Origin of the sequence: Bradyrhizobium sp. 2TAF36 (assembly GCF_052114925.1) — a bacterium.
GTDB lineage: Bacteria > Pseudomonadota > Alphaproteobacteria > Rhizobiales > Xanthobacteraceae > Bradyrhizobium > Bradyrhizobium barranii.
Window position 1 is genome coordinate 48,490 of the sequence record NZ_JBFRFR010000036.1, and the last position, 11,743, is coordinate 60,232.

Here is an 11,743-nt window from a genome sequence, read left to right on the forward strand (position 1 = left end):
CGGAATGACAGCAACCTAAAGCTCCACCACCACGTAATCGCTCTCGACCTTCACCGGAATCGTCTCGGCGACATAGGGCCCCTTCACCACGCTCGCGCCCGGCTCGACATGCGCCTGATAGGCCTTCACGCGGAAGCGGCGGGGGTCGCAATAAGACTGGCCGGTGCGGATGTCGAACTCCCAACCGTGCCAGGGGCAGCGGATGATCTCGCCGAGCTTGGTGTATTCGATCTCGCCGGGATCCTTTGATTGCGCGAGCCCGATCAGCGGGCCCTCGCACAGCGCCGCGCCCTGATGCGGGCAGCGGTTCATCAGGCCGAAATACTCACCCTTGATGTTGAAGACCGCGATCGGCCGTCCGTCGATCTCCAGAAATTTTCGCGTGCCCGGCGGAAGCTCATCCACCGCCGCAATCACGTGCCGCGCCATCAAGCAATCCCATAGAGCTTGCGCGCATTGCCGAGATAGAACGCTTCGCGGTTGGCGTCGCTGACGCCCGCCGGCAGCACGCGCGACGGCTCGTCATAGTCCCAATGCGGATAGTCGGTCGCGAACAGCAGACGGTCCCAGCCGATCCATTTGATGACGTCGAACAGGTCCTCGCGACGCTCCGGGTCCTCCATCGGCTGCGTGGTCCACCACACCTGCTCGCGGATATATTCCGACGGCGGCCGCTTCACATGCGGCACTTCGCTGCGCAGCCGGTGCCAGACCTTGTCGAGCCGCCAGGCGAGCGACGGGGCCCAGCCGAAGCCGGCCTCGATCATCACCATCTTCAGCTTCGGAAAGCGCTCGAACACACCTTCCAAGACAAGGCTCGCCAGCGCCGATTGCTGGCACTGCGAGTGGCCCACCATCTCCTCGATGTAATAGGAAGGCCAGCCGGACGGCGTGATCGGATTGCCGCCGAAGCCGAAAGCGTGCACGCCGACGGGAAGCCCTGCCTCTTCCGCGGCCTGGTAGATCGGCCAGTAACGGCGCTGGCCGAGCGGCTCGACATTGCGGCTGAGCAGCAGCACCTGCACGAAATTCTTGTCGCCGGCGCGCTCGCGGATCTCAGCGGCGGCCGACAGGCCGTCCTCATTGCCCACGACTATGGACGCCTTCAGGCGCTTGTCCTTGCTGGTCCATTTGTCGATCTGCCAGTCGTTGATCGCCGAGCACAGCGCCGCCGAGAGCTCGTGATTGCGGATGCCCTGCCCGGTGTTGAGCGGATTGAGCACGCCGAGTTCCACGTTGTTGGGATCGAGCAGCTGCTTCTGCATGAAGGACAACGAAGAGCCCTGCGGCCCGCCTTCCGGCGGATAGGCGTCGCGACGCGATGCGTTGGGCTGGGCCTTCGGATAGGGCGGGCCTTCCATCATGCCCTGGTAGGCATGGACGCCGTAGACTTCGAGATGATGCTGCCAGCGTTTCGCCAGATAAGGATAGAGCTCGGTGCGGGTGGCGCGTGCCGGATGGATGTCGCAGTCCGCGATTGCGGTTTTGACGGTCAGTGGGGAAGCGGCTTCGGTGCTCTCGCGGAATTGGACATTCATCGCCTTGCCTCCTTTGGCAGCGGGCTAAGTCAGGCGGGGATAGGTCGCATGCGGATTTTCGATCATGATCTTGCGCACGAGATCGGGGGTGAGGCCCTCGGGCAGCGCGTCCTGGCCGTCGAATTGCCAGTGCGGATAGTCCGTGGAGAATAGAACCAATTCGTCGGACTGCATATGATCAAACAGGCGAATTAATGTCTCAGGTTCCGGCGGCGCATCAAATGGCTGTAAAGAGAACCGGATGTTGCTGCGCACAATGTCGAGCGGCGCGCGATCGACCCATGGCGTCTCCATTCGCACCCCGCGCCAGAACTTGTGCAGGCGCCAGAGAAAAGGGGAGATCCAGGAGACGCCGGATTCAAGCATGACCATTTTCAGCCGCGGATATTTGGCGAACACGCCCTCGACGATCAGACTGGTGAGCTGAGTCTGGAACGCCTGGGCCTGACCGACATAATCCTCGATGTGATAGGAACCCCAGCCCACTGCAGTCGGCGGATTGTGATAGGCGGAACCGGCGTGAATCCCGACGGGCAGCTGGAGCCGTTCTGCCGCCTCGTAGATCGGCCACAGCGCGCGCTTGCCGAGCGGCGTGTCGCCCATGACCAGCATCAGCACCTGTACGAAGCGGCGGTCCTGTGCGCAGCGCTCGATCTCGGCGACGGCTTTCTCGACACTTTGCGTGGGGATCACGATCGAACCACGCAGCCGTGAATCGCGATCGAGCCATTCCTTCACCAGCCACTCGTTTAGCGCGCGGCAGAAGGCGGCCTGCAGATCTTCCGAAAACACCATCTGCACGCCGTAGAGTGGATTGCAGATGGCGTGCTTAAGCTGGAAGGGGTCGAGCAGATGGCGCTGCATGTCCTCCAGGCTTGCGCCGGGCTTGCCGGTTTCCGGCCGCCAATCGGGACGCGCAACGATCGGCGAGTTCTGCGGATAGGATTGCGAGACAAGGTCGACCATGCCGCKCGTCGTCACCTGATCGCGCCAATAGTCATTCAAGTACGGCAGCAGGCTGGTCAGATGCGGCACGGCCGGATGCACGTCGCAATCCACCCCGCCGGCGATCAGGGACGCCATCACGTCTCCTTCACGTTTCCTCGTCACGTTTTGTCTTGCCCACCATTCAAGCAGGCCTGCCCGTCGCCTGCAACTCGGCCAAGGCCGCTGTCATATGCTAGGAAGGCACAGCTCCGTTGCGAGGACTGAGAGGTTAAAGGGATGAAAGAGCTCGTCGGCATTGCGGAACAGGTTGCGGCCCGACTAATCGCGCGCAAACAGACCATTGCAGTGGCTGAATCCTCGACCGGCGGCCTGATCTCGGCCAGCCTGCTCGCGGTACCCGGCGCCTCCGCCTATTTCCTCGGCGGCGCCGTGGTCTACACCCGCGATGCCAGGCGCGTGCTGATGGATATTTCGGACGAAGGAATGAAAGGCTTTCGCTCCTCGTCGGAGCCATATGCGAGACTCCTCGCCGAACAGATGCGCAGCCGCTTCGGCTGCGACTGGGGCCTGTCCGAAACCGGCGCCGCCGGCCCCACCGGCAACCGCTATGGCGACGCCGCCGGGCACAGTTGCATGGCGGTTTCGGGACCTGCGGCAGAGGTGATCACGCTGGAGACGGGCAACAACGACCGGTTTGCGAACATGCAGATCTTTGCTGCCACGGCGCTGAAGCTGTTGCTGAGGAAGCTGGAGGGGTGAACGCCCTCACATGGGAACCGCACGCGCTCCCGATCTCCAGCCGGACTGACCGTCGTGCCGGCGCATGAGCAAGCGCGTCACCGCCCAGGCGCGATAGGAGCAATGATGCAACTTCCTGCGTTCGTATTCGCTGCCCTGCTCGTCCTTGGGATAACAACGGCTCAAGCCGCCGGGGTCAGAAACTTCGACATTCCTGCCGGTCCGGCGGGACCGGCAATCCGATTGCTGGTCTGGACTCCGTGTGCAGAGCCACCTCGCGAGATGGATGCGCGTGGCGCCACCTTCTTCGCCGTGCCCGCATGTCCGGTCACCGGAGAAAAGCTTCCACTCATCGTGATGTCGCACGGCCGCCGAGGATGGTTCGGCGGTCACCATGACACGGCCGCGGCTTTGGCCGATGCCGGGTTCGTCGTTGCGGCGCTCAATCATCCCGGCGACACCATGCGTGACACCAGCCGCACCGACAGTCTTTCGGTTCTCGTCGAGCGCCCCACGGATATGAGCCGGCTGATCGACTATATGCTGGACGGGTGGCCGGACGCATCCCGCATCGATCCTCAGCGCATCGGGTTCTACGGGTTTTCGTTTGGCGGCTACACCGGCCTCGTCGTCATCGGCGGCAATCCCGATCTGCGCAAGGGATTGCCGAATTGCGAGACGTCCAGCCTGAAGGCGTGCAAACAACTCGAAAGCGGCGAGCTTCCTGATCAGCCGACGACCCATGACAAGCGCGTCAAGGCCGCGGTCATCATCGATCCCTATCCGGTGTTCGTCTTCCCGGAGGAGAATCTGAAAGCAATAACAGTGCCGGTTCAATTGTGGAGTTCTGACCCCGCGCAGAATGCCGATGGTCTATCCGGATGCTGTGCGGCAGCGATCAATCAAAGGCTTCCGATCAAGCCGGACTACCATTTCGTGGACAATGCCCGGCATTTCTCCTTCCTCGCGACCTGCACCCCAAAGGACGCCCGGGAGGCGCCCGCCGTCTGCACCGATGCGCCGGATTTCGATCGCGTCGATTTCCACCGACGCCTTCACGCAGATGTCGTCGCGTTCTTTCGCAAGCATTTCGCCGAAAGCGCCAAGCCGTGACGCGGCCCTCGGCCCGGCGCCGCGCCGGCCTAAGAGCAGGACAAGCCGTTGCCGGGCTCGCGGCAGAGCTTCGCGCGAACCTCGGCGACATCGATGTTGTAATTCCTGGCTCTCCGCATGCGCGAGGCGGAGGCCGAGTCGGCACTGTCCATTGAAAGCAGATTGAGCTGCTTCTTGGTCGCCGCGCTGCACATCAGAGCAGCGTTGCCGCCGAGGTATCTCGACTGGGCGCCAAGCTCCTGCCGGGTGAGCTCCACGAATGGCCCCAGACGCAATTGCGTTTCGATCGCCGCGAGCTCCGCATCGCTCGGTTCTGCCCGGGCTACACCCTTCATCTTGCGTTCGAAGCCGTTTTCGATCGCCGCCCGATGTGCCGACCCAAGATCCGCAAACTCTTGCGCTGCGTCCGCAAACTCACCGGGCTGGGAACCAGCCAAAAGGTAGGATTTGCATGCCAATGGGTCGCTCGCGAGCTTCAGAAGCGCCGCCAGTTTCGCCCGGTCCACGGCATTGATGTGCTCGTCGTCGGCATAGGCTTCCATCTCGGTGGCCAGGATCAAGTTGAGCACACCACTGGCGGCGGGCCATCCGCCTTCATTGAACGCCGCCTCAGTCTCTCGAAGGAATATCTGCCTGAGACTCGGATCGCTGTGGGCGATCGATGCGGCCAGCGGATAACGCGCGATGTTCTGATCGAAATCGCGCGCAAACGCGCTCGGCCCGGAGAGGCTCGCATATGCCAGGTTTCCGGCCAGCAGGGCGACGACGAGGAGCAGCAGGATTGATCTTCTGGTCATGTGAGAGTTTTGGTGTGGGTTACCGCGAGAGATCATCTCACGCCGGGTCACCGCCATCCATTGCAACTACAGGCTGCCCTTAATGAATCCTTTCGCGGCCATGACGAGTTGCAGGCATGCCCTGCTATCTTGCCAGATGCCGCATGAAGATCCGCACCACATATCCCTGGACCCGCGGCGCCTCGTCATAGATATCCGACGCGAGCCGCTCGATGGTCTCACGCAGGGATAGGAACTGCGCCTGGCGCGCGCTGCTCTCGGTACCCTGCATGCCCGCGAGCTCGTCCATCGCGGCATCGCTGATCTGGCAATGCACGACCTCATCCTCACGCATCATCGTGAAGCGAAAGGCCAACCGTTCGAGGTCGTGGCCGATGATCCTGTCGCGCGACAGCGGCATTCAATTGTCCCGTTCGCGCCCCCGAACGGGACAATGCTGAAAATCTGACGCTTTGTCACCACCCGCGCCAGGAGGCATCGCTGTCATGCGATGTTCATCAACAGTGAGCTTCCGTCGGTCGGCCCGGCTCCAACGTCAGTAGGCGAGCGCCGTGCCGGTCGGCTTGTCGAGTGCCGCGGCCAGCGATCGATACTCCTCACAATCCGTCCCGCAGATGGCAGCGATCCGGCTGAGATGATAGAGCGCCTGCTCGCGGTTACCCCGCTCGAGCTGCCACAATCCGTAATACTGCCACGTCAATACGTGGTTCGGATCTGCCTTCAACGCGCGCTCGTACCAGACCTGCGACTGCTCGTAGTCGCCGAGCTTGCGGTAGGAATAGCCGATGAGGTTGGCGACGTTCGGATGGTCGTCATGGCCGAGCGATTTTAGTTGCTCGATCGCGGTCGCATAGTCGTTTCGCTCGTAGATGGTGTCATAAGCCACGCGGTAGCCGGCCGCGAAGGCGGGATCGCCGATACTGGACTGGTTGTTCGGCTTCCTGCCTTTGTGTGTTGCCTTGGTGCCCCAGCGCTTCGGGTAGACTGGCTGCGGCTGCAGCCTCTGATCCGCATAGGCTCCGGCATAGGGATCAGTGGAGCTGATGCCGCCCCCGCCACCACCACCGCCGCCGCCGGCGGCAAAGGCCGGCGAGCTCAACAGTACTGCCGCAAATGTACCGAGCGTGACGAGCCTGATCATCGCTGTGATCATGTCTGCCTCCTGTCCTGTTCAAGCGGCCCCGGACGACGTGATAACACTGCGTCGGCCGCGATATTCCGGGACACTGTGCTCACAGAGACGTCAGCGTTCGTACGACAGTCACGTTGTCCTTTACTGGAACGCGACCTCGGCGAAGCTTCGCAGCTTTCGCGAATGCAGCCGTTCCGATTCCTGCTGCTTGAGCCGCTCCAGCGCCTTCAGGCCGATCTCGAGATGCTGGCCGACGCGGCGGCGGTAGAATTCGCTGGCCATGCCCGCGAGCTTGATCTCGCCATGCAGCGGCTTGTCGGAGACGCACAGTAGCGTGCCGTAGGGAACGCGGAAGCGGTAGCCGTTGGCGGCGATCGCGGCCGATTCCATGTCGAGCGCGACCGCGCGCGACTGCGACATACGGCGGATCACCTCGGGCCCCGAGATCTCCCAGTTGCGGTTGTCGACGCTCGCGACGGTGCCCGTGCGCATCAGGCGCTTCAGCTCGAAACCTTCGAGGCCGGTGACGTCCTCGACCGCCTGTTCGAGCGCGACTTGCATCTCGGCCAGTGCCGGGATCGGCACCCAGAGCGGCAGCTCGCGGTCGAGCACGTGGTCCTCACGTACATAGCCGTGGGCGAGCACGTAGTCGCCGAGCCGCTGCGTGTTGCGCAGGCCTGCGCAATGGCCGAGCATCAGCCAGGCATGCGGGCGCAGCACAGCAACGTGGTCGGTGACGTTGCGCGCGTTCGACGGGCCGGTGCCGATGTTGATCAGGGTGATGCCGCGATAGCCAGGCGCGACCAGATGGAAAGCCGGCATCTGCGGCGCGCGGGCAGGCGCCACCCCGCTGGTTGCGCCGCCGCTGCCCGTGATCACATTGCCCGGCGCGACGAAGGCTTCGAGGCCGGCTTCGCCGGACTGCAGCCGCTGCTGGCAGAGCTGCGCGAAGGCATCGACATAGAACTGGTAGTTGGTGAAGATCACGAAATTCTGGAAATGCTCGGGATCGGTGCCGGTGTAGTGATAGAGCCGCCGCAGCGAATAATCGACACGGGCGGCGCGGAACAGAGACAACGGCTCGGGCGCGCCGGGCTGGAGCTCGAAGGTGCCGTCGGCGATCGAATCGTCCATGGTGGCGAGATCAGGCACGTCGAACGCGTCGCGCAGCGATCGCGTCACAAGAGAATTCTCGCTGGTGGTGATTGCGGCTTCGATATTGATGTCGCGGCGATAGGCGAAGTGGATCGGGATCGGCTCGGCGGATTCGCCGATCTCGACGGGAACGCCGTGGTTCTGGATCAACAGCCCGATCTGCTCGGTGAGATAGGCGCGGAACAGATCCGGCCGCGTAACGCTGGTCTCGTGCACGCCGGGGCCGGCGACGAAGCCGTAGGCGAGACGCGAGTCCAGCCGCGCATACGTCGCGGTGGTGACGCGGACGAAGGGATAATAGGCCCGCACCCGCGTCGTGATCGCCTCGCCGTTGACATAGGCCTCGAACCGGTCGCGCAGGAATTTCGTGTTGCGCTCGTAGATTTCCTCGAGGCGGGCGACGGCGAGGGCGGCGTCGGTGAAGGATTTGGTGGCGATGGAGGGTGGGGATTGCATTGTTCGACCGCCGGGTTGCTGGGCTTGAGTCGAACTATAGCAAAGAAGGCGGTCCTGTAGGGTGGGCAAAGCGAAGCGTGCCCACCATCTTGACCATCGCACGAAGAGCGGTGGGCACGGCGCGTTGCGCCTTTGCCCACCCTACGAGATCGCGTATGTCGCCCGAGATCCCGGATGCGCGCTAAGCGCGCTCCGGGATGACGCGCTTTCGCGCGTCACTTCTCGCGGAATGCCCGCATCAGCTGGTCGTGCAGCGGCTTCATCAGATAGGACAACATGGTGCGGTCGCCGGTCTGGACGAAGGCTTCCGCCGGCATGCCGGGGATCAGCTTGGAGTCGCCGAGCTTGGCGACCTCTTCCGCGGGCATCGATACGCGGATGGTGTAGTAGCTCTGCCCGGTGCGCTGGTCGGTGGTGACGTCGGGCGACACGCGGCTGACGACCCCGTTGAGCTCCGGCGTGGTGCGCTGGTTGAACGCAGACAGGCGCAGCAGCGTCTTCTGACCGATCTGGAGTTTGTCGATATCGACAGGATTGACCTTGGCCTCGACCTGGAGATCGTCGGCCTGCGGCACAATCAGCATCAGCGCGTCGCCGGCGGTGACGACGCCACCGACGGTATGCACGGTCGATTGCAGCACCATGCCGTCCTGCGGCGCGCGGATGTCGACACGGCGGAGCTGGTCTTCGGCGGCGACCTTGCGCTCGATCATTTCACCGATCTTGTCGTTGGTCTCGCGCAGATCCTTGGAGACCTCGCTCACCATGTCCTTGTCGACCTGGATGATCTGGAGCTCGGTCTCGGTGATCTTGCCCTTGGCCTGCGCGCGCGAGGCGATGTATTGCGCGCGCTCGCCGTTGAGGCGGGCGCTGTCGCGTTCCAGCGTGGTGAGGCGGGAGATCTGCACCAGGTGTTTCTCATAGAGATCGCGGACACCGACCAGCTCCTGCTGCACCAGGACGATCTCCCTGTCCTTGGCCTTTTCCTGCGCGGAGAGTCCTTCGATCTCCTCGTTGAGCTGCTGGACACGCTCGCGGAGCTGCGCCTTCTGCCCGGCGCGGCCATTGACGCGGACGTCGAACAACTTGGTTTCGGCGGAGAGCAGGTTCTTGACGTCGGGATCGTTGCCGCGATCGAGGAGCGATTGCGGAAACTCGATCTTGTCGACACCGCGCTGCTCGGCCTGGAGCCGCGCCGTGCGCGCCAGCGCGGCGTCGAGATTCTTGGTGACGATGGCGAGGTTCGCCTTGGTGACCGTGTCGTCGAGCCGCACCACGATATCGCCGGCCTTGACCACGTCGCCGTCGCGGGCACGCAGCTCGCCGACCACGCCGCCGGTCGGATGCTGCACCTTCTTGACGTTGGATTCGACCACGACCTGGCCCGGCGCGATCAGGGCCCCCGAGATCTRCACCGTCGACGCCCAGCCGCCGAGACCGATGACGAGGGCCAGCACGATGGCCAGCCCGAGCATCAGATGAAACCTGATGGAATCCCGCACGGTCCTCTTCGCGGCGGGCTTTCCGCCGCCGATAGCCATCGTGCTCATGACTTGGGCACTCCGCCTTCGCTGACGATCTTGATCGGTGCCGGCGGCGTCACGCGCGGCTGGAGCACCTGGGCAAGCACCTGCTCCTTCGGTCCGAACGCCTGCATACGGCCGTCGCGCAGCACCAGGATCTGATCAACCGCCTCGACGCCGATCGGGCGGTGCGCCACCACGATGACGATGGCGCCGCGCTCGCGCGCGCTGCGGATCGCGCGGGTCAGCGCCTCGTCGCCTTCGGTGTCGAGATTGGAATTTGGCTCGTCGAGCACGATCAGGAACGGGCTGCCGTAGAGCGCGCGCGCCAGCGCCACGCGCTGCGCCTGGCCCGCGGAGAGCGCGGTGCCCTGCTCGCCGACCTGTGTGTTGTAGCCCTCGCGCATCTTGATGATCATCTCGTGCACGCCGGCTTCCTTCGCCGCGGAAATGATGCCGTCAGAGGTGGCCTCGGGATCGAAACGGCTGATGTTCTGCGCGATGGTGCCGCCGAACAATTCGACGTCCTGCGGCAGATAGCCGATGTGGCGGCCGAGCATGTCGGAGGCCCACTGGTCGAGCGCCGCGCCGTCGAGCCGCACCTTGCCACGGACCGGATGCCAGACGCCGACCAGCGCGCGGATCAGCGACGATTTGCCGGAGCCGCTCGGCCCGATCACGCCGAGGCCATTGCCGGCGGTGAGCGCGAAGCTGACGTCCTGCACGATGAGGCGCTGATCGCCCGGCGGCACCATGGCGATGCCCTCGACCGACAGACGACTGGTGGGCGCCTGCAACTGGGTCGGCATCGTCTGCGGCGGCATCTGCTCCAGCAGGCGCGTGAGGCGCTGCCAGCTCTGACGTGCCGCGACAAAGGATTTCCAGTGCGCGATGGCGAGATCGACCGGCGCGAGCGCGCGGGCGGAAAGGATCGAGCCGGCGATGATGATGCCGGCGGTCGCTTCCTGGTGGATGACGAGATAGGCGCCGACCGCGAGCACGGCCGATTGCAGCATCATGCGCAGTACTTTTGCGACCGCGCCGAGACCGCCGGCGACGTCGCTCGCACGCTGGTTGCCGTCGAGGTATTTTTCGTTGGCTTCGCTCCAGCGCTGGTTCATCCGGCCGGTCATGCCCATCGAGACCATGACTTCGGCGTTGCGCCGGCTCGAGGCGGCGAGATCGTTGCGCTGGGCGGCGAGGCCCATCGCGTCCTTCGCCGGCTGGCGGGACATGAATTCGGTGACCAGCGTCAGCCCGACCAGGATGATGGCGCCGACCAGAGCGGTGAGGCCGATCATGACGTGGAAGGCGAAGCAGATGGCCAGGTACAGCGGCAGCCAGGGCAGGTCGAAGAACGCGCTCGGGCCCATGCCGCCGAGGAACGAGCGGACATTGTCGAGGTCGCGCAGCGGCTGCAGGCCCTCGTTGCGGCTGCCGACCAAGAGCGGCAGGCGCACGACGGTGTCGAACACGCGCTTGTTGAGGGCTTCATCAAGCGCCGTGCCGATCCGCCCCAGGATCCGGTTTCGGATCATGTCGAGCATGCCCTGCGCCATATAGAGGAAGCTGGCGATGATGATCAGGCCGACGAGAGTCGGAACGCTGCGGCTCGGCAGAACCCGGTCGTAGACCTCCAGCATGAAGATCGACCCGGTCAGATAGAGCAGGTTGATCATGCAGCTCATCAAGCCGACGCCGACGAACGCCGTGCGACAAGCACGCAAGGCGTCACCGAGCTCTGAACGGCGGACGCCGGGTACGGCTGCCATCAGTCTGATCTCTTTCGGGTAAGGGGCGACGCCCCTGATTTCCTAGGTCGTTCAGGGGTACGCGACCTGGATTAACATCGTATTCCCCCGCGACGAACGCGGTCGAATTAATCCAGGTCCCTGATAGGCCACCTCTACCCCTGACGGCCTCGCACGCAAGTCCGGTATTTCACAGTCTTTGCGGCTTTTTATAGCAGACATCGCGGCCTCTCCCCAGCGGGGGAGAGGCGAAAGTTCTGGCTCACCGAGCCAATGTGACGCTAGAGCCGGCCGCCGCCGCGCACCAGCCGCACCACCAGGAGCAGGATGATGGCGCCGATGGCGGAATAGATGATCTCGGACACGAGCCCGGTGCCGAGATGGATGCCGAGCTTCGGGAACAGGAAGCTTGCGACAAACGCGCCGGCGATGCCGATCACGATGTCGCCAATGATGCCGAACCCGCTGCCGCGCACCACCTTGCCGGCGAGCCAGCCGGCGACGAGGCCGACGAACAGGATGACGATGAGGCCTTGGCCAGAAATGTACATAAGTTGAAGTCCCTCTCCATGAACGGGGGCATGGAACCGGA

General features: G+C 63.9%; 12 protein-coding genes. 2 read left to right on the forward strand and 10 right to left on the reverse strand.

Features of this window, described 5'->3' with window-relative positions; all coding sequences use genetic code 11:
• Positions 1-15 precede the first annotated feature (15 nt).
• The 3 genes from AB4Z51_RS21710 to AB4Z51_RS21720 are packed head-to-tail and all read right to left on the reverse strand — an operon-like array spanning position 16 to position 2,621.
• A complete protein-coding gene (locus AB4Z51_RS21710; RefSeq protein ID WP_441497937.1) occupies positions 16-429 on the reverse strand; it encodes a Rieske (2Fe-2S) protein in 414 nt (137 codons plus the stop codon).
• A complete protein-coding gene (locus tag AB4Z51_RS21715; protein WP_441497938.1) occupies positions 429-1,538 on the reverse strand; it encodes an amidohydrolase family protein in 1,110 nt (369 codons plus the stop codon). The genes AB4Z51_RS21710 and AB4Z51_RS21715 overlap by 1 nt, the downstream gene beginning before the upstream one ends.
• Positions 1,539-1,562: 24 nt before the next feature.
• Positions 1,563-2,621: an amidohydrolase family protein gene (locus tag AB4Z51_RS21720; protein ID WP_441497939.1), complete on the reverse strand. Its 1,059-nt coding sequence runs from the start codon at positions 2,619-2,621 to the stop codon at positions 1,563-1,565.
• Positions 2,622-2,762: 141 nt separating this feature from the next.
• Here AB4Z51_RS21720 and AB4Z51_RS21725 point away from each other — a divergent pair, with 141 nt between their 5' ends.
• Together AB4Z51_RS21725 and AB4Z51_RS21730 are read left to right on the forward strand one after the other, a co-directional pair.
• Positions 2,763-3,245 carry a CinA family protein gene (locus AB4Z51_RS21725; protein ID WP_441497940.1) on the forward strand — a complete coding sequence of 161 codons (483 nt, stop codon included), beginning with the start codon at positions 2,763-2,765 and terminating at the stop codon, positions 3,243-3,245.
• 54 nt (positions 3,246-3,299) lie between these two features.
• Positions 3,300-4,337, forward strand: coding sequence for an alpha/beta hydrolase family protein (locus AB4Z51_RS21730; protein ID WP_441497941.1), 1,038 nt, complete (start codon positions 3,300-3,302; stop codon positions 4,335-4,337).
• A 29-nt stretch (positions 4,338-4,366) separates the two neighbouring features.
• Here AB4Z51_RS21730 and AB4Z51_RS21735 read toward each other — a convergent pair whose 3' ends face one another.
• The 7 genes from AB4Z51_RS21735 to AB4Z51_RS21765 form a co-directional block, all read right to left on the reverse strand.
• Positions 4,367-5,134: a hypothetical protein gene (locus AB4Z51_RS21735; RefSeq protein ID WP_441497942.1), complete on the reverse strand. Its 768-nt coding sequence runs from the start codon at positions 5,132-5,134 to the stop codon at positions 4,367-4,369.
• Positions 5,135-5,258: 124 nt separating this feature from the next.
• Positions 5,259-5,534: a DUF1488 family protein gene (locus AB4Z51_RS21740; RefSeq protein ID WP_063980827.1), complete on the reverse strand. Its 276-nt coding sequence runs from the start codon at positions 5,532-5,534 to the stop codon at positions 5,259-5,261.
• 135 nt (positions 5,535-5,669) lie between these two features.
• Positions 5,670-6,287: a tetratricopeptide repeat protein gene (locus AB4Z51_RS21745; RefSeq protein ID WP_208089041.1), complete on the reverse strand. Its 618-nt coding sequence runs from the start codon at positions 6,285-6,287 to the stop codon at positions 5,670-5,672.
• Between the two features lie 120 nt (positions 6,288-6,407).
• Positions 6,408-7,877 carry an AMP nucleosidase gene (locus AB4Z51_RS21750; protein ID WP_208089042.1) on the reverse strand — a complete coding sequence of 490 codons (1,470 nt, stop codon included), beginning with the start codon at positions 7,875-7,877 and terminating at the stop codon, positions 6,408-6,410.
• A gap of 215 nt (positions 7,878-8,092) precedes the next feature.
• Positions 8,093-9,427: an HlyD family type I secretion periplasmic adaptor subunit gene (locus AB4Z51_RS21755; RefSeq protein WP_441497943.1), complete on the reverse strand. Its 1,335-nt coding sequence runs from the start codon at positions 9,425-9,427 to the stop codon at positions 8,093-8,095.
• Positions 9,424-11,172, reverse strand: a complete 1,749-nt coding sequence (locus tag AB4Z51_RS21760) for a type I secretion system permease/ATPase (protein WP_085403449.1) — start codon at positions 11,170-11,172, stop codon at positions 9,424-9,426. The genes AB4Z51_RS21755 and AB4Z51_RS21760 overlap by 4 nt, the downstream gene beginning before the upstream one ends.
• Before the next feature lie 260 nt (positions 11,173-11,432).
• A complete protein-coding gene (locus AB4Z51_RS21765; RefSeq protein ID WP_063980822.1) occupies positions 11,433-11,702 on the reverse strand; it encodes a GlsB/YeaQ/YmgE family stress response membrane protein in 270 nt (89 codons plus the stop codon).
• Positions 11,703-11,743: the final 41 nt, after the last annotated feature.